Source organism: Mesorhizobium sp. M0340 (genome assembly GCF_040321535.1).
GTDB lineage: Bacteria > Pseudomonadota > Alphaproteobacteria > Rhizobiales > Rhizobiaceae > Mesorhizobium.
In genome coordinates this window covers 513,665-529,872 of sequence record NZ_JAMYRR010000001.1, presented here as the reverse complement: position 1 = coordinate 529,872, position 16,208 = coordinate 513,665, and the positions used below count along the sequence as shown (strand labels likewise).

19 protein-coding genes and 1 pseudogene are annotated in these 16,208 nt (G+C 61.8%); 16 read left to right on the top strand and 4 right to left on the bottom strand.

Going from position 1 to position 16,208, the window contains the following annotated elements; genetic code table 11:
* Positions 1-99: 99 nt before the first annotated feature.
* Positions 100-1,023 carry an NAD-dependent epimerase/dehydratase family protein gene (locus tag NKI79_RS02680; protein ID WP_352799708.1) on the bottom strand — a complete coding sequence of 308 codons (924 nt, stop codon included), beginning with the start codon at positions 1,021-1,023 and terminating at the stop codon, positions 100-102.
* A gap of 121 nt (positions 1,024-1,144) precedes the next feature.
* On the opposite strand from NKI79_RS02680, the gene NKI79_RS02675 reads away from it, so the two are divergent.
* The 11 genes and pseudogenes from NKI79_RS02675 (at position 1,145) to NKI79_RS02625 (ending at position 10,634) form a co-directional block, all read left to right on the top strand.
* Entirely contained in the window at positions 1,145-1,720 is a 576-nt protein-coding gene (locus NKI79_RS02675; RefSeq protein WP_352799705.1) for a DUF4893 domain-containing protein, read from the top strand.
* Positions 1,721-1,797: 77 nt separating this feature from the next.
* A pseudogene (locus NKI79_RS02670) lies at positions 1,798-2,580 on the top strand (formyl transferase).
* Positions 2,581-2,623: 43 nt separating this feature from the next.
* On the top strand, positions 2,624-3,535 hold the full coding sequence (locus tag NKI79_RS02665; RefSeq protein WP_352799703.1) for a fatty acid desaturase family protein: 912 nt from the start codon (positions 2,624-2,626) through the stop codon (positions 3,533-3,535).
* A gap of 234 nt (positions 3,536-3,769) precedes the next feature.
* Positions 3,770-4,072: a virulence factor gene (locus NKI79_RS02660; RefSeq protein ID WP_352799702.1), complete on the top strand. Its 303-nt coding sequence runs from the start codon at positions 3,770-3,772 to the stop codon at positions 4,070-4,072.
* Positions 4,065-4,688 (top strand): methylenetetrahydrofolate reductase C-terminal domain-containing protein, encoded by a 624-nt coding sequence (locus NKI79_RS02655; RefSeq protein WP_352505747.1) that lies wholly within the window; start codon positions 4,065-4,067, stop codon positions 4,686-4,688. Before NKI79_RS02660 ends, NKI79_RS02655 begins: the two co-directional genes overlap by 8 nt.
* A complete protein-coding gene (locus NKI79_RS02650; protein WP_352477600.1) occupies positions 4,685-5,776 on the top strand; it encodes a methylenetetrahydrofolate reductase in 1,092 nt (363 codons plus the stop codon). The genes NKI79_RS02655 and NKI79_RS02650 overlap by 4 nt, the downstream gene beginning before the upstream one ends.
* Positions 5,777-5,856: 80 nt before the next feature.
* Positions 5,857-6,831 carry a methyltetrahydrofolate cobalamin methyltransferase gene (locus NKI79_RS02645; RefSeq protein ID WP_352646919.1) on the top strand — a complete coding sequence of 325 codons (975 nt, stop codon included), beginning with the start codon at positions 5,857-5,859 and terminating at the stop codon, positions 6,829-6,831.
* Between the two features lie 112 nt (positions 6,832-6,943).
* On the top strand, positions 6,944-9,013 hold the full coding sequence (locus NKI79_RS02640) for an ASKHA domain-containing protein (protein WP_352799699.1): 2,070 nt from the start codon (positions 6,944-6,946) through the stop codon (positions 9,011-9,013).
* A gap of 187 nt (positions 9,014-9,200) precedes the next feature.
* Positions 9,201-9,383: a hypothetical protein gene (locus NKI79_RS02635; RefSeq protein ID WP_352799697.1), complete on the top strand. Its 183-nt coding sequence runs from the start codon at positions 9,201-9,203 to the stop codon at positions 9,381-9,383.
* Positions 9,380-9,574, top strand: coding sequence for a hypothetical protein (locus tag NKI79_RS02630; RefSeq protein ID WP_352799695.1), 195 nt, complete (start codon positions 9,380-9,382; stop codon positions 9,572-9,574). Before NKI79_RS02635 ends, NKI79_RS02630 begins: the two co-directional genes overlap by 4 nt.
* A 76-nt stretch (positions 9,575-9,650) precedes the next feature.
* On the top strand, positions 9,651-10,634 hold the full coding sequence (locus NKI79_RS02625) for an alpha/beta hydrolase (RefSeq protein ID WP_352799693.1): 984 nt from the start codon (positions 9,651-9,653) through the stop codon (positions 10,632-10,634).
* A 6-nt stretch (positions 10,635-10,640) separates the two neighbouring features.
* Here NKI79_RS02625 and NKI79_RS02620 read toward each other — a convergent pair whose 3' ends face one another.
* Entirely contained in the window at positions 10,641-11,540 is a 900-nt protein-coding gene (locus tag NKI79_RS02620) for a LysR substrate-binding domain-containing protein (RefSeq protein WP_023676521.1), read from the bottom strand.
* A 230-nt stretch (positions 11,541-11,770) separates the two neighbouring features.
* Between NKI79_RS02620 and NKI79_RS02615 the strand changes: the two genes are divergently transcribed.
* The 5 genes from NKI79_RS02615 to NKI79_RS02595 all read left to right on the top strand — a co-directional run bounded on the left by NKI79_RS02615 (position 11,771) and on the right by NKI79_RS02595 (position 14,573).
* Positions 11,771-11,956: a hypothetical protein gene (locus tag NKI79_RS02615; RefSeq protein ID WP_023719925.1), complete on the top strand. Its 186-nt coding sequence runs from the start codon at positions 11,771-11,773 to the stop codon at positions 11,954-11,956.
* A 337-nt stretch (positions 11,957-12,293) separates the two neighbouring features.
* The gene (locus tag NKI79_RS02610) at positions 12,294-12,428 is read left to right on the top strand and encodes a hypothetical protein (RefSeq protein WP_352799691.1); all 135 of its coding nucleotides are present in this window, start codon (positions 12,294-12,296) and stop codon (positions 12,426-12,428) included.
* Between the two features lie 348 nt (positions 12,429-12,776).
* On the top strand, positions 12,777-13,715 hold the full coding sequence (locus tag NKI79_RS02605) for a GlxA family transcriptional regulator (RefSeq protein WP_302895626.1): 939 nt from the start codon (positions 12,777-12,779) through the stop codon (positions 13,713-13,715).
* A 79-nt stretch (positions 13,716-13,794) separates the two neighbouring features.
* Complete coding sequence (locus tag NKI79_RS02600; protein WP_352477597.1) at positions 13,795-14,085, top strand: type II toxin-antitoxin system TacA family antitoxin; 291 nt, start codon at positions 13,795-13,797, stop codon at positions 14,083-14,085.
* The gene (locus NKI79_RS02595) at positions 14,082-14,573 is read left to right on the top strand and encodes a GNAT family N-acetyltransferase (protein WP_352799690.1); all 492 of its coding nucleotides are present in this window, start codon (positions 14,082-14,084) and stop codon (positions 14,571-14,573) included. Before NKI79_RS02600 ends, NKI79_RS02595 begins: the two co-directional genes overlap by 4 nt.
* Before the next feature lie 26 nt (positions 14,574-14,599).
* Here NKI79_RS02595 and NKI79_RS02590 read toward each other — a convergent pair whose 3' ends face one another.
* Both NKI79_RS02590 and NKI79_RS02585 read right to left on the bottom strand, forming a co-directional pair.
* Positions 14,600-15,382 (bottom strand): ABC transporter ATP-binding protein, encoded by a 783-nt coding sequence (locus tag NKI79_RS02590; protein ID WP_352799689.1) that lies wholly within the window; start codon positions 15,380-15,382, stop codon positions 14,600-14,602.
* On the bottom strand, positions 15,379-16,155 hold the full coding sequence (locus NKI79_RS02585; RefSeq protein ID WP_352799687.1) for an ABC transporter permease: 777 nt from the start codon (positions 16,153-16,155) through the stop codon (positions 15,379-15,381). The genes NKI79_RS02590 and NKI79_RS02585 overlap by 4 nt, the downstream gene beginning before the upstream one ends.
* Positions 16,156-16,208: the final 53 nt, after the last annotated feature.

Below are 16,208 nucleotides of genomic sequence, written 5' to 3'. Positions count from 1 at the left end.
CGAATTGCTCGACGATGGCTCCATCGAAATCACGTTTGCCTATCACAACGGCGATGAGGTCATCCTCAAGGCCGCGCGACATACTTCTTCAACAGCCTGCTAGGCAAGGCCTTCTTCAGCTTCGAGCCCGGCGAGCACATCGGCAAAGCTCGTCTTGCAGACGAAACCCAGCCGGTCCCTCGCTCGCGACGCATCGTAGACCCGGTCGATCGACGAAAAAATCGTCCAGCCTTTCTTCGCGTAGAGTGCCGGATAATCCGGAAAATAGCGTGCGACGACCGACGGTGCATCGGCGATCAATGCCGCGCAATCCTCGGGCTGGAACGGTGTTGGTGCCGAAATGATGAAGATGTCGAAGCCCAATTGCGGTGCTTTCTCCAAGGCAGCGATATGGGCATCGGCAGCATCCTCCACCGTCAGCCGGCGAAACAAAAGCTCATTGGCTTTGGTGTTGGCGTCCGACTGTTCGATCACGTGCGCCATATCGTCTGCTTCGGGAAAGAACCGAGCGGTGCGCAGTACGATCGACGGAAGGCCGAACTGGAGCTGGTAAAGGCGACAAAGATGTTCCGCGGCAAGCTTGGTGACGCCATAGATGTTGCGTGGCTCCGGCGACATGTCTTCCGTCAGCCATGCCGCCTTGCGCGCGCTTCCCGTGAAACCGGCGCGTATGGCCTCGGAAATCATCAGCGATGTCGTCGACGTAAACACGAAGCGCTGAACCGCGAATGCAGCGGCCGCATCGAGCAGGTTGAGCGTGCCGCGCACATTCGTGTCGACGAAATCCTCGTTGCGATAACGTTCGATGTCGGGCTTGTGCAGCGCGCCGCTGTGGATGATGGCCTCGATGCGGTTCTCCTCGACCGCCTGCATGACTAGGTCGCGATCGGCGACTGAGCCGACGATTGGAGTTTCCGAAGACGGAACGGCATCGAGGCCGGTGACGTCATGGCCGAGGGCCCGCAGGCGCGGTGCCAAGGCGCTGCCTAGCCAGCCCGACGATCCCGTCAGCAGGATCCGCATTCTTTCCACCTCGTTTCCGCTGTCGATGCCCAAGCACGGATGACAGAACGTGGCAAAACATTAAGGTATGCGTCAGACAAGAAAACGGGCTGCTCCAGCCATCAACAGGGAAACGCCACCGATGATCGCTCGCCTCATGTTTGCCGCAGCAACTGTTCTCTGCTTGACCATGCCCGCGTTCGCCGCCGGCGAGGTGCAGCAGTTGATAACGGCTGCCGACAAGGCGCGGCTCGACAAATATGGCGAGACGCGCAAGGCAGCGCTTGACGAGGCGAAGGCCGGCGATCCAGCCGAGGTCAAGCAGCTCGACGCCTTGCTGGCAAAGCCGCTGGTTTCCTTCTCCGACAACGACCTGACCGGCAACTGGCAATGCCGCACCATCAAGGCTGGCGGATTGAGCCCGCTCGTCATCTATGGCTGGTTCAAATGCAAGGTGAGCGACGACGGTTCCGGCTGGAGACTGGAAAAGATCACCGGCTCGCAGCGCACCAAGGGCCGCTTCTTCGACGATGGCGAGAAACGCGCGATCTATCTTGGTTCCTTCTACGTCAACGACGATCCGGCAAAGCCCTACGGCAGCGGCCCGGAAAGCGATCAGGTCGGCTATGCCTTCCGCAACAGCGCCAGCGAATGGCGCATCGAGTTCCCGGCGCCCTATTACGAATCGAAGCTCGACATCCTCGAACTCAAGCGCTGAGCCCCGATCACCAAGGGTTAACCCGGTCAGCCTAGCATTCGCGCGCAAAGAACAGGTCTTTGCGGAGGTCGCGAACCATGGCACGGTCGAAACCAAACCGACGGCCGATCGTCGTCGTCACCGAAGGCGGCTCGCATATCTGGGCGATCGTCAACGCCATCGCTGACCACCTCGGGCCTGTCAGTGTTATCCTCTAAGCACCTGAATCCAAAAAGCAATTGCTTCTCGGACGGGCGCGACGGCAAGGCTGGGCCTCGGCCATCGGTCAACTCGGCACGATGATGTTGACCCGGCTCGGCAAGCGCTTCTTCGCCCGCCATGCGGAGCGGCTTGCCGCGGAACAGAAGCTGCAAACCGAACCGAAGCCTGGGCAAAAGATCATCCACGTCCCTTCGGCCAACGCGCCGGAATGCCTGGAGGCGATCGCGGAAATCCAGCCGGGTGTGGTGCTGCTCGCGGGCTGCCGCTTGCTGTCGCTGCAGATGCTGGCAAAAATCCCTTGCCCGGTCCTCAACTACCATGCCGGCATCGCCCCGAAATATCGTGGCATGAACGGCGGCTACTGGGCGCTGGCTTCGGGCGATGCGGAAAAATTCGGCACCACCGTGCATCTCGTCGATGCCGGCGTCGACACTGGCGGCGTGCTGCGGCAGACGCGTGGCAAACCGCAGCCGGGCGACACGATTTCAAGCTACGCGTTGCGGCAGGCGGCGTTCTCGCGCGACATCTGCGTCGAGGCGGTCAGGGATGCGCTGGCCGGCAAGCTCGGCACGGTCGAGCCCGGCCTGCCTTCGAAACAATGGTATCACCCGACGGTCTGGTCCTATCTCTGGACCGGGATAACGAACGGCGTCTGGTGACGCGCCGATTTACCGGATGCCCACCCGCCGCTAACATTGCATCATGAGCGACATCGATCACCGCACCATCATTGCCGGCCTTTCGGTCGAGGACCGTCGCGACCTCACCGCCAGGCTTGACCGGCCAGGCATTGTCCGGCTGGCCGCCCATGGCGGGCTGGTTATCCTGCTGGGCGCGTTGATCGCCGCCCGCATCCCGTTCTGGCCGCTTCTTGTCTTGCCGCAGGGAATCCTGATCGTCTTCTTCTTCACGCCGCTGCACGAGACCATCCATGAAACGGCGTTCAGGACGGCGTGGCTCAATCGCGCTGTTGCCGCCGTGGCCGGCTTCCTGATCCTGCTGCCGCCGGCATGGTTCCGCTATTTCCATTTCGCCCATCACCGCCATACGCACGACCCCGAAAACGACCCCGAACTGAGGGCGCCGAAGCCGGAGACCGTCAGCCAATATCTGCGCTATCTGTCGGGCGGCCCCTATTGGATCGCCATGGGCCGCGTGGTCGCAACCAATGCGGCTGGCCGCAATCGCGACGGCTTCGTACCGGAAAAGAGTCGCGGCAAGGTGGTTGCCGAAGCACGGCTGTTCCTTATCGGTTATGCGGTGTTGCTGGCCGCATCTCTCACCATACAGTCGGCGCTGCTGTTGTGGGTCTGGATCGTGCCGGTGCTGGTAGGACAGCCGTTTTTGCGGGCCTACCTGCTGGCCGAGCACGCGTTGTGCCCGCATGTCGCCAACATGCTCGAGAACACCCGCACCACCTTCACCAACAGGCTGGTGCGCTTCGTGGCCTGGAACATGCCATACCATTCGGAGCACCATTCCTATCCGGCCGTTCCCTTCCACCGCCTGCCGCGCTTCCATGAGATCGTCGCGGAGCATCTAGGCACGACCGAACGAGGTTACGTGCGTTTCCACAGGAAGCTGGTCGGCAGCTTCGATGGCCGCGCCGGCTGACCTGTGCTGAAAGACTCCGCTTTCAACCGCGGCCGTCGATTGCGTCGCTTTTGAAGGCCCCCGCGTCGTCCCATAACAAGCAGCCCAACAGCGCTTCCGGCAATGCTCGAAACCACTGCATTGGCCCAAAACATCGGAATCGATCTTTGGAGGGCACGATGCAGCGGAGTTAGATGGTAGAGCATCGTTTGTGCGTTCGATTGGACGCGCGGCGCTCTGCAGGAGCAGGAATTCATGGCCGATCTGATCGTCGTCTACTGGCGCGACATCCCCGCCCAGGTCATCGTCAAAAAGGGCCGGCAGAACGCCAAGCGCGAACTGCCGCTGCGCTTCACCGAGGCGATCGACATGTGCGCCATGCGCACCGGCGCCGGCGGCACCGACGACTATCTTGGCGAATGGCGCAAGGCAGAACCCATCCTAGTCGGTGACGATCTTGAAGCCGAGGCGGAGAAGGCTCTTCAGGAAATCGATGCGAAATACGACCGCGAGCGGCTGATAGCTCTGGTCAAGGCGGGCGGCAAAGAAAATGTCTGATCCCCAATCAATGCCGGCGACGACGGCTCAGACCGGCCTGACGCAGGCGACCATCGTCAGGAAGGCGGCGCCGAAATCCGACTACAAGCCGGCCGACGTGTCGCCGCAGCGGCGCGTGCAGCGTTCGTTTGCAGTGCGGCTTTGGTCGGTCCGGCATTCGCGGTTGCTCGAATGGTTTTACGCCAAATTCGCCGACATGTTTCTGCTCCTCCACCCGCTTTGGAAGGGCATCGGCTACAGCCGCGTCGAAGGACCGGTGAAATTCGTCGAAAAGCGCGTCAAGGGTTTCATGTTCGACTGCCGCATGTGCGGCCAGTGCATCCTTTCCTCGACCGGCATGTCGTGCCCGATGAACTGCCCTAAGCAATTGCGCAACGGCCCTTGTGGCGGTGTCCGCGCCAACGGCAATTGCGAGGTCGAGCCTGATATGCCCTGCGTCTGGGTTAAGGCCTGGGAAGGCTCGCGGAATATGGTGCATGGCGACAGGATTTTGGAGGTGCAGAAACCGGTCGACCAATCCTTGCGCGAGACCTCCGCGTGGCTGCGCGTCACCGCGCAGGCGGCGGCCGCCCGCGATGCGGCCCGGAACATTACCAACACTGGAGCGTCGGCATGATTGGCCGCCAGCCCGACGAGAATCCGGCCGGCATCCATTTGCCGCTCGATCCCCTGCCCGGCCACACCTCGCGTGGTCGCCTGGAGCGCGTATTGAGACGCGGCGAATTCGCAGTGACGACCGAGCTCAATCCGCCCGACAGCGCCGATCCGGAAGACGTCTACAACCGCGCCAGGATTTTCGACGGCTGGGTCGACGCCATCAATGCCGTCGACGCTTCCGGCGCCAACTGCCACATGTCGTCGGTCGGCATCTGCGCCCTCCTGACCCGCATGGGCTATGCCCCGATCATGCAGATCGCCTGCCGCGACCGGAACCGCATCGCCATCCAGGGCGACGTGCTTGGGGGTGCTGCGATGGGCGTCGCCAATATGCTCTGCCTGACCGGCGACGGCGTGCAGGCCGGCGACCAGCCCGGCGCCAAGCCGGTGTTCGATCTCGACTGCATGTCGCTGCTCGAAACCTGCCGTATCATGCGCGACAACGGAAAATTCCTGTCCGGCCGCAAATTGACGACCCCGCCGCAGCTTTTCCTTGGCGCGGCCATCAACCCGTTCGCGCCGCCGATCGATTTCCGGCCCTATCGGCTTGGCAAGAAGATCGCTGCCGGCGCGCAGTTCGTGCAGAGCCAGTATTGCTTCGACGTGCCGATGTTCCGTACCTACATGCAGAAGGTCCGCGATCTCGGCTATACCGAGAAATGCTTCATCCTGTGCGGCGTCGGGCCGCTGGCCTCGGCCAAGACAGCCAAATGGATCCGCTCCAACGTGCCGGGCATTCACATTCCCGATCAGATCGTCAAGCGCCTGGAAGGCGCTCAGGATCAGAAGAAGGAAGGTAAGCAGCTCTGCATCGACATCATCAATGAGGTGAAGGAAATTCCCGGTGTGTCCGGCGTTCATGTGATGGCCTATCGCCAGGAAGAATACGTCGCCGAGATCGTCGACGAATCCGGCGTGCTGAAGGGCCGCCGGCCATGGAAGCGCGAAATCCGCCGCGACGACCAGCTCGTTGCCGACCGGCTCGACCACATACTGCATGACGACCTCACCGAAACCCAGGTCGACATGGTCAAAACCGCGCATTGACAGCGCGAATCGTCAGCATTCGCTTGATCACAAACAGATAACGATATAAAGAACTCTTTATATCACGATGGAGAGATTTCATGACCCGCACCATCGTCGCATCGGCGACACGAGAAATCATCATCGGCTTCGATCAGCCCTTCTGCGTGATCGGCGAGCGCATCAATCCGACCGGCCGCAAAAAGCTCGCCGCCGAAATGATCGCCGGCAATTTTGAGACCGTCATCAAGGATGCGCTGGAGCAGGCCGCCTGCGGCGCGACCATGCTCGACGTCAACGCCGGCGTCACCGCAGTCGACCCCAACTCCACCGAGCCGGCGCTGCTGGTGCAGACGCTGGAGATCGTGCAGGGCCTGGTCGATCTGCCGCTGTCGATCGACTCCTCGGTGACCGCCGCGATCGAAGCGGCGCTGAAGGTCGCCAAGGGCCGGCCGCTGGTCAATTCCGTCACCGGCGAGGAGGAAAAGCTCGAAGCCATCCTGCCGCTGATCAAGAAATACAACGTTCCGGTCGTCGCCATTTCCAACGACGAGACCGGTATTTCGATGGACCCCGATGTGCGCTTTGCCGTCGCCAAGAAGATCGTTCAGCGCTGTGCCGACTTCGGCATTCCGGCGCATGACGTGGTCGTCGACCCGCTGGTCATGCCGATCGGCGCGCTTGGCGATGCCGGCCGCCAGGTATTTGCCTTGCTACGCCGGCTGCGCGAGGAGCTCAAGGTCAACACCACCTGCGGCCTCTCCAACATCTCGTTCGGCCTGCCGCACCGTCATGGCATCAACGCCGCCTTCATCCCGATGGTGATCGGCGCAGGCATGACCTCGGCGATCATGAACCCGGTGCGGCCGCAGGAAATGGAAGCGGTGCGCGGCGCCAACGTGCTGAACGGCACCGACGAGAACTGCACCAACTGGATCAGGACATACAAGGACTACAAGCCTGCTGAAGGCGGCCAGGCCGTTGCCGCCCGGACGCAGGTCAACGCGCCGGGCGATGGCAATGGCAATGGCGGACGCAGGCGCGGCGGCCGCGAAGCTCGGATGGCCCGGGGTTGAGCCATGGCTTGGCCGACACGATATGGGTTTACGACTGGGGAGGAACCGAAACACCGCGGCATCGCTGCCGTGGCCAAGACCCGAGCAGCGTAGAAAGTAAAGTCTGGAACGAATGAACTCTCCCGTCAACATCACTGATCCGCTCGTGCTGTTCATGCCGTCGGGCAAGCGCGGGCGGTTTCCGGTCGGCACGCCGGTTCTGGATGCCGCGCGCCAGCTTGGTGTCTACGTCGAGAGCGTGTGCGGCGGGCGTGCCACTTGCGGGCGTTGCCAGATCGAGGTGCAGGAAGGCAATTTCGCCAAGCACAAGATCGTCTCCTCCAACGATCACCTCTCGCCCAAGGGCGCCAAGGAAGAGCGCTACGAGCGCGTTCGCGGGCTCCCCGAGCGGCGCCGCCTGTCCTGCTCGGCACAGATCCTCGGCGATCTCGTCGTCGACGTGCCGCAGGACACCGTTATTAACGCGCAGACTATCCGCAAGGACGCCGATAACAGGGTCATCGCCCGCGATGCGGCTATCCGCATGTGCTATGTCGAGATCGAAGAACCCGACATGCACAAGCCGCTCGGCGACCTCGACCGTCTGAAGATCGCGCTGATGAAGGACTGGGGCCTCAAGAGCCTCGATTTCGATTTCCATCTGTTGCCGCAGGTGCAAGGCATTTTGCGCAAAGGCAACTGGGCCGCGACGGCCGCCATCCACAAGGACACCGACAGCGAGACCGCGCGGGTCATCGCTCTGTGGCCTGGCCTGAAGAACGAGGCGTACGGGCTTGCCTGCGATATCGGCTCGACCACGATCGCCATGCATCTGGTGTCGTTGCTGTCGGGTCGGGTCGCCGCCTCGTCGGGCACCTCCAATCCGCAGATCCGCTTCGGCGAGGATCTGATGAGCCGCGTCTCTTACGTGATGATGAACCCGGACGGCCGCGAAGGCATGACGGTCGCCGTGCGCGAGGCCATTTCGGGCCTCGTAGACAAGGTCTGCGCCGAAGGCAACGTCCAGCGTAACGATATCCTGGATTCCGTTTTCGTCGGTAATCCGATCATGCATCATCTGTTCCTCGGCATCGATCCGACCGAGCTCGGCGGCGCTCCCTTCGCGCTAGCCGTCTCCGGCGCCGTTCATATCAAGGCATCGGATATCGGCTTGAAACTCAACCAGGGCGCCAGGCTTTACATGCTGCCTTGCATTGCCGGCCATGTCGGCGCTGATGCGGCCGCAGTGACGTTGTCGGAAGGCCCGCACCGGCAGGACGAGATGATGCTGATCGTCGATGTCGGTACCAATGCCGAGATCGTGCTCGGCAATCGCCAGCGGGTCGTGGCGGCCTCCTCGCCAACCGGCCCGGCCTTCGAGGGTGCGGAAATCTCCGGTGGCCAGCGCGCCGCACCGGGTGCAATCGAGCGCGTCCGTATCGATCCCGAAACGCTGGAGCCGAAATACCGCGTCATCGGCTCGGAACTCTGGTCCGACGAGCCGGGCTTCCTCGACAGCGTGCAGGCGACCGGCGTCACTGGTATTTGCGGCTCCGGCATCATCGAGGTGGTCGCCGAGATGTATCTCGCCGGCATCATCTCCGAGGACGGCGTCGTCGATGGATCGCTGAGCGCCCACTCGCCTCGCGTCGTCGCCAATGGCCGCACCTTCTCCTATGTGCTGAAGGAAGGCGAGCCCAAGATCACCATTACCCAGACCGACGTGCGCGCCATCCAGCTTGCCAAGGCGGCGCTTTATGCCGGCACCAAGCTTTTGATGGAAAAGCAGCACACCGATCACGTCGACCGCATCCACTTCGCCGGCGCCTTCGGCTCGTTCATCGACCCGAAATACGCAATGGTGCTGGGCCTGATCCCGGATTGCGACCTCGACAAGGTCTCGGCCGTCGGCAATGCGGCCGGCGCCGGTGCCCGCATGGCGCTCTTGAACCGCGGCTATCGCCGCGAGATCGAGGAAACCGTCAGCAGGATCGAGAAGATCGAGACGGCGCTGGAGCCGAAATTCCAGGAACATTTCGTTTATGCCATGGCGCTCCCGAACAAGATCGACCCGTTCCCCAAGCTGTCGGCGGCGGTGAAACTGCCGCCGCGCAAGACGGTGAGCGAAGACGGCATTGCCGGCGACGCCGCCCCGCGGCGCCGTTCGCGCGAAGGCCACGCCGCGCGGCGCGGGCGGGGATGACTTGCCTCCGCTAGGCTGTCAGCCTTTCCATTTTCATTTGTATGCAAATGTTTCCAGATCGCGCCGATCTGGAAACGAAATCGCGTTTTCGTGAAATCCGCCAGATACATGTGCGGAGCATTTAACCGGCATCGAACGGCAGGCAGAAACAGTTTTCGGCCACCGCAACGCTCCAAAGGAGATCAAGATGTCGATGTTCGGAAGCCTCGGCCGCTATGGTGCGGCCTTCAAGAAAACACGCGAAGCGCGCAAGTCGCTGCGCATCCTCAACAGCTTGCCGCCTGAGATCCAGAAGGACATTGGCTGGCCGGTGTCGCCGCGTTCAAGCGAAAGCCAGCTTTGGGTCGGCTGGGGCATGCAGCGCGGATGAACTTCATCGACAATGCAAGCTGCTTGGTATTCGCCGGGCCGCAATGCGGCTCCGGCTGCACCCAGCAATTGGCTGCGCGCCGCATTGCCGCCGCGGCGCTGAGCTGCCCAGGTGGGCTAGCGACTTCATGGACCGGACGCTTTATCGCCAGTTGGAGTCAAACCAGCGTGTTGAGATTGCATAAATATTGACTTTTTTGGTGGCGACACAATCTTCAAAATAGTCGGGGGTTCTCTTAGTCGGCTCAGCCGAAGTCCGTGTATCTGCATGCCCAGTCTCAAAAGCCACGTCGTTTCGTTCGTGCTCAGGTACAGCCGTAAGAAGGCGTTTTCCAGCCCAGAGAACCTGCAGCGCTGGATCGCCTATGCGCGCAAGACGGAAAACCATCGGCCGCCTGCGTCGCTGCGGTCGCGCCTGGAGATCACAACCCGCACGATCAACGGCTTTCCCGTCTACGAGATCTCGCCCAAGGCTGGTGAGCGGAGGCGGATTCTCTACCTGCACGGCGGCGCTTACGTCTTTGAAATCACCCCCTATCATTGGCGGCTGATCGCCGACATGGCCGACCGCCTCGGGTTCGGTATCACCGTGCCGATCTATCCCATTGCTCCCGAACACGATTTCCACGCCATGTTCGGTATGGTCGGCGCCGTCTACCGCCAGATGTTCGGCGAAACCAGGGCAAATGACATCATCTTCATGGGCGATTCCGCCGGCGGAAACATGGCTGTCGTGCTGACCATGATGGCTGCGCAAGACGGCCTGCCCTTGCCATCGCGCCACGTGCTGATTTCGCCCGGCCTTGACGTGTCGCTCGCCAACCCAGAAATGTATGAGGCCGAACGCAACGATCCGTGGCTGGGCATTGCCGGCGGCCGCGAGGCGATCCGGCTTTACAGCGCCGGCATAGATCCCACCGACTGGCGCATCAGCCCGGTTTACGGCGACCTGTCGGTGCTACCCAAAACGCTGCTGCTGACCGGTTCACGCGATCTGCTGACCCCCGACAATCTGATCTTCGCGGAAAAGGCGCGCGCGGCCGGCGTCGAAATAGAGGTCGTCCACGAGCAAGGCATGTTCCATGTCTGGCCGTTGATCGACATGCCGGAGGCGCGGCGCGCGCGGGACAGCATCGTTGCGTTCTTGACCAACGAAACTGACAGTTATCATGCCAAGGCAGGAGAGTTGTCGCTGCAAAGGGCAGACCGCGACGGAACCCCTCGCGATCTGGTTGCGCCGCTCAGGTCGTAGTTTGGCTCAGAACTTCCCAGTTTCCCTGAACATCTCAAACGTCGCTCGGATATGGTCGGCGACTGCCTTCACCGGCGCGCTGGCGTCCGGCGTCACCACCATGGCAAGGTTGTAGGTGCCGATGTCTGGCATGCCGTCCTTCGGGCACAGCTCGACCATGTCACTGCCGAGGAACGATTTCGGCAGCGGCGCGACTGCAAGATCCGCCATGATCGCGGCGCGCTGGCCGGCCGTGTGCGCGCTCATATAGGCGATACGGTAGTTGCGGCCCTCGCGGCCAAGCGCCTCCAATGCACCCGCCCGCCAGGCGCAGCCTTCTTCCCACAAGGAGACCGGCAGCGGCTCGCGCAGATGCGCACAGCCCCCCTTGGCACCGGCCCAGACGATAGGCTCGGTGAGCAGTACTTCGGCGCCGATCGCGCTGGTCTTGTATGAGTTGGTGAGCAGCGTGATGTCGAGTGCCCGATCGTCCATGCGACGGCGCAGGTTGACGCTCTGGTCGATGGTGACGTCGACCGCGATGGAAGGATGCGACTGTGCGAATCGCTTCAGCACATGCGGCAGCACACGTTCGCCATAATCGTCCGGCGAGCCGAGCCGCACCACCCCGACAATGTCTGGAATGATGAACTTCGACACCACCTCGCGATTGATCGACAGCAGCCGGCGCGCATAGCCGAGCAACATCTCGCCATCAGTGGTCAGCGTCACCGAACGGGCGTCGCGCGCGAACACCGAGCGGCCGAGAATGTCCTCCAGCTTCTTGATCTGCATGGAGACGGCCGACGGCGTGCGGAAGACCGCATTGGCCGCAGTGGTGAAGCTGCCGGTCTCGGCGATTGCGACGAAAGTGCGCAGAACGTCGAGATCGAGCAGCGGCAGCGGATGATTGAGTGGGGCGTTCATGGCAAGCGACCTTCAATTTTTCTGATGCAAACCATCATTCCATTTCGTTTGATTGAACATCAGTTTGGGAGGATAGTCAACTCCATCGAAGGCAGGACGCATCGAAGTGGTCCCGAAACAACCATGACACGGACCTGCAATCGACACGAAATGAAGCTGAAACAAACCCGGTGTACCGCCTGACGCTGCAAGCGCCGGGACAATCCCGGCCCAACGCGAAGGAGAATGAGATGTCTATCCTGTCATCCATCGGTCGGATCGCGACCGAGTTCAGCGAGGCCCGTGCCCGCTACCAGACGGAACGCGCCATCCGCGCGCTGCCGATTGAACTGCAGAAGGATATCGGCTGGCCCGAAGCTGCCGATGCCAAGACCGGCACTCGCCATGGTGTAGGATCTTGGGCTGGAGCAAAGTAAACCGTGTGTATCAATAGCTGAAGGCCTGCCGCGCAGATCAGCCCGGCAGGCCTTTTTGTTTGTATTCAAAAATGATTTTCCCGAGCCATGTCGCCGTCGCATGCCGCATATGAGCAAGTCGCATAGCAGCCCGCACTGGCAATCAACACATTGTAAATAATCGAAAATCCTGGGCAGGTTGCCCAAATTTGTCGCATTCCGTGTCGCTTTTCATATCAAGTGCTTCGCTTTTGCGATTTAGTTTCCCCTCACGTAAGCCTATATCATCATCAACAAACGAGCTGCCCCACTCCATCAAGCGAAGGCGACCCGTCTGAGCAACTGAATGGAGATGATCATGAAGCTTTTTGCCCGCCTCTTTGCCCGCCGCGAAATTAACCTGACGACCGCGCTCGAGCGCCAGCGCCTGGCCAACACCATGCCCGGCCAGACCGGGGCCATGGCTGCCGCGCGCCTCGGCTTCGTCGCCTGAGACAGCAATCCTGGCGGAAGCAGCCCAGCGCTGCTTCGAAGTCGATCCAGCGCCGCCTTGGTTTTTGCCGAGGCGGCGTTTTCGTGTGCGCAGACTGCGTAGGCTCGTTGGTCGATCCGGCGGCCTGTCACGTCCTTCGCCGCACAGCGATTGCCCATTTGCGACCCATGTCGCAAATAAAGTCGCTCCGTTGCCATCTAGCCAATTGACAGGAAACGTTTTTCCTGATGTCGCTATGCTGATCGCGACATCCTGTTCGCGCCATTGCAGCGTGAGGATCTACCCGTGAACGTCGTAAAGCACCCGATCCGGCGATCGTTTGTATTCTTCCTGGTCCCCGATTTCACCATGATCGCCTTCGCGACGGCGCTCGATCCGTTGCGTTCGGCCAACCGCATGCTCGGCTATGAAGCCTATCGCTGGCGGCTCGCCAGCATCGACGGCAAGCCGGTGCGCGCCTCGAACGGCGTCGAATGCGCCGTCAACACGTCGCTGGAGGAAGAGCGCAAGAAAATGTCCGGACCGGACCGGCCGAACATGGCCATCGTCTGCAGCGGCATAAATGTCGAGCGCTACCAGAACAAATCGGCCTTTGCCTGGTTGCGCGAGGAGTACAATCGTGGCGTTGCCGTCGGCGGCCTTTGCACCGGCGCGCACATCCTGGCCGCCGCCGGCCTGCTGTCCAACAAGCGCTGCGCCATCCATTGGGAGAACCTGCCGGGCTTCTCCGAGGCGTTCCCCAAGGCCAATGTCTTCGCCGACCTCTTCGAGATCGACCAGAACATCTACACCTGCGCCGGCGGCACCGCCGCCCTAGATATGATGCTGAAGCTGATCGGCGACGATTTCGACGAAAGCCTCGTCAACCGCGTCTGCGAGCAGGTGCTGACCGATCGCGTGCGCAGCCCGACCGACCGCCAGCGCCTGCCGCTGCGCGCCCGCCTTGGCGTGCAGAATTCCAAGGTGCTGACCATTATCGAGTTGATGGAGGCCAATCTCTCCGAGCCGCTCTCTCTGATCGAGATCGCTGACCATGTCGACCTGTCTCGCCGGCAGATTGAGCGCCTGTTCCGCACTGAGATGGGGCGCTCCCCTGCCCGTTACTATCTGGAGATCCGCCTCGACCGCGCCCGGCACCTGCTGATCCAGTCGTCGTTGCCGGTGGTCGAAGTGGCGGTCGCCTGCGGCTTTGTTTCCGCCTCGCATTTCTCCAAATGCTATCGCGAGTTGTACGCCCGCTCGCCGCAACAGGAACGCGTCGACCGCAAGCAGCTTCTGGCGGCTTGATCCAGCACGTTTCGAGGGCGACCGAAATTGTCATGACATTGTCTGGCGAAATGTGGTATCCTTCAATCGAGAGGTATCAATGACGACCAGAACCACCAGATCGGAAAAACTGGACTTGCGCCTTACCCCCCAGGCAAAGCGTACACTCGCAACCGCCGCCGCGACCGAACGCCGTTCGCTCAGCGATTTCGTGCTTGAAAGCGCGCTTGCGCGAGCCGAAGAAACATTAGCCGACCGGCGCAGCTTCCATCTCGACGCCGAGAAATGGGTCGCGTTCATGGCAGCGCTCGACGCGCCAACGCGTGATCTCCCCCGCCTCAAGCGCCTATTGAACGAACCAAGCATCTTTTCCGGTCGCGATCCGGCGTGAGCGAATTCCAGATCGAGAAACTGGCCCGCAAGCATTTGGTGGACATGTTCGACTGCGGTGAAGCACCGCTCAATCGCTTTCTCGTACGCTATGCATTCCAAAACCAGCAAGCCAATGCTTCGCAGACCTACATTGGTCTCTCTGGCGAGGATGTGATCGGCTTTTACACCCTGGTCGTTGGTGAAGTTAAATATGAGGGTGCGCCCGAGCGATTGACAAAAGGTCTCGCACGCCATCCGGTGCCCGTAATGCTGCTGGCGCGTCTTGCGGTCAGTCTGGACTGGCGAGGCAAAGGCGTCGGCGGCGGACTGTTGCGCGATGCCGTTCTGCGCTGTTTGCAGGCGGCCGATATTGCAGGTATCCGCGCGGTCGTCGTCCACGCCAAGAACGACGGCGCCCGCACGTTTTACGAGCGCTACGGATTCGTGCAATCGCCGACGGACCCGCTGCATCTATACGTACTTATCAAGGACTTACGAAGTCTCTGAGCCGTTCAGGCGCCTTGCTGACCCGACTATATCTGCGCCGTGCGCATCGCCTCGACGCGGATGTCTTCCGTCAGCCGCGCCTTCAGCGCCGAAAATTCCGGGCTGGTCTTCAGCGTGTAGTGGCGCGGATGCGGCAGGTCGACGGCAACGTCCGACTTGATGCGGCCGGGCCGCGCCGTCATCACCACCACGCGCGACGCCATGAAGATCGCCTCTTCGATGTCGTGGGTGACGAACAGCACCGTTTTTTGCCGGCGCTCCCATATGCCGAGAAGCAGCTCCTGCATCAGCCCTCGGGTCTGGTTGTCGAGTGCGCCGAACGGCTCGTCGAGCAGCAGGATCTCCGGATCGTTGGCCAGTGCCCTGGCAATCGCGGTGCGCTGCTGCATGCCGCCGGAAAGCTGCTTCGGCCAATGGTTTTCAAAACCTCTCAGCCCGACGAGATCGACGTAAGAAGCGACGATTTCGTTGCGCTCGTGCTCGGCCATTCCACGTTCGCGCAGGCCGAAGCCGATGTTCTCGGCGACCGTCAGCCACGGAAACAGCGTATAGGACTGGAAAACCATGCCGCGGTCTGGACCGGGCCGGTCCACCACCCTGCCGTCGAGCATAACACGTCCCCCACTCGGCGCTTCGAGGCCGGCGACGATCCTGAGCAGCGTCGACTTTCCACAGCCGGATGGCCCCAGGATGGTGATGAAGTCGTTGGCGGCGACCGCCAGATCGATCGGCATCAGCGCCTTGACCGGCTGCCCACCGCCGACACCAGTGAAGGTGCGCGAGACGCCTTCGATGAGCAGCTTGCTCACGCCAGGCTCCATGGAAACAGCCAACGGTTGAGCGCCTTGAAGGCGAAATCGGACAACAGCCCGATCAGGCCGATGACGATGATGCCGAAGATGATCTGCCCTGTCGCCAGCCGCGACTGGCTGTTGATGATCATGTAGCCGATGCCCGACGACGAGCCGATCAGCTCGGCGACGATGACATAGGTCCAGGCCCAGCCGAGCACCAGCCGCAGGGTCTCGGCAATCTCCGGCGCATTGGCCGGCATGATCACGCGCCGCACGATGCCGTTGTCGGACGAGCCAAGCGTGTAGGCCGCCTCGACCAGGTCGCGCCGTGTGCCGCCGACCTTGACCGCGATGATCAGGATGATCTGGAACACCGAGCCGACGAAGATCACCAGCAGTTTTTCGAGCTCGCCAACGCCCGCCCACAGGATGAGCAGCGGAATGAAGGCTGATGCCGGCAGATAGCGGGCGAAGGAGACGAACGGCTCCAGGAACGCCTCCACGGGCTTCCAGGCACCCATCACGATGCCGAGCGGCACGGCAACGATGGCCGCCATCAGGAACCCGCCGAAGACGCGCCAGATGGTGATAAGGATGTCGAGCCAGAAGCGGTCCTCGACCAGCAGCCGCCAACCGTCTCTCACCATCGACAGCGGATCGGCAAGGAAAATGCGATTGACGTGGCCGCCAAGCGTGATCCACGCCCAGAACGCCACGAACAGCACGAAGAACGAAATGCCGAGCACGGTTCGAATGCCCGGCGAGACCGGATGCAAGGGGCGCAGCATCTTCGACCGTCCTCTGATCGGAATGAAAAAGCGGCGGCGCACGCGCCGCCGCC

Coding starts and splice junctions, on each gene's coding strand:
- NKI79_RS02640 (WP_352799699.1), top strand. CDS start 6,944: ATGAACTCTCCCGTCAACATCACTGATCCGCTCGTGCTGTTCATGCCG.
- NKI79_RS02655 (WP_352505747.1), top strand. CDS start 4,065: ATGTCTGATCCCCAATCAATGCCGGCGACGACGGCTCAGACCGGCCTG.
- NKI79_RS02680 (WP_352799708.1), bottom strand. CDS start 1,023: ATGCGGATCCTGCTGACGGGATCGTCGGGCTGGCTAGGCAGCGCCTTG.
- NKI79_RS02660 (WP_352799702.1), top strand. CDS start 3,770: ATGGCCGATCTGATCGTCGTCTACTGGCGCGACATCCCCGCCCAGGTC.
- NKI79_RS02635 (WP_352799697.1), top strand. CDS start 9,201: ATGTCGATGTTCGGAAGCCTCGGCCGCTATGGTGCGGCCTTCAAGAAA.
- NKI79_RS02625 (WP_352799693.1), top strand. CDS start 9,651: ATGCCCAGTCTCAAAAGCCACGTCGTTTCGTTCGTGCTCAGGTACAGC.
- NKI79_RS02665 (WP_352799703.1), top strand. CDS start 2,624: ATGAGCGACATCGATCACCGCACCATCATTGCCGGCCTTTCGGTCGAG.
- NKI79_RS02585 (WP_352799687.1), bottom strand. CDS start 16,155: ATGCTGCGCCCCTTGCATCCGGTCTCGCCGGGCATTCGAACCGTGCTC.
- NKI79_RS02645 (WP_352646919.1), top strand. CDS start 5,857: ATGACCCGCACCATCGTCGCATCGGCGACACGAGAAATCATCATCGGC.
- NKI79_RS02605 (WP_302895626.1), top strand. CDS start 12,777: ATGATCGCCTTCGCGACGGCGCTCGATCCGTTGCGTTCGGCCAACCGC.
- NKI79_RS02630 (WP_352799695.1), top strand. CDS start 9,380: ATGAACTTCATCGACAATGCAAGCTGCTTGGTATTCGCCGGGCCGCAA.
- NKI79_RS02675 (WP_352799705.1), top strand. CDS start 1,145: ATGATCGCTCGCCTCATGTTTGCCGCAGCAACTGTTCTCTGCTTGACC.
- NKI79_RS02650 (WP_352477600.1), top strand. CDS start 4,685: ATGATTGGCCGCCAGCCCGACGAGAATCCGGCCGGCATCCATTTGCCG.
- NKI79_RS02620 (WP_023676521.1), bottom strand. CDS start 11,540: ATGAACGCCCCACTCAATCATCCGCTGCCGCTGCTCGATCTCGACGTT.
- NKI79_RS02600 (WP_352477597.1), top strand. CDS start 13,795: ATGACGACCAGAACCACCAGATCGGAAAAACTGGACTTGCGCCTTACC.
- NKI79_RS02610 (WP_352799691.1), top strand. CDS start 12,294: ATGAAGCTTTTTGCCCGCCTCTTTGCCCGCCGCGAAATTAACCTGACG.
- NKI79_RS02615 (WP_023719925.1), top strand. CDS start 11,771: ATGTCTATCCTGTCATCCATCGGTCGGATCGCGACCGAGTTCAGCGAG.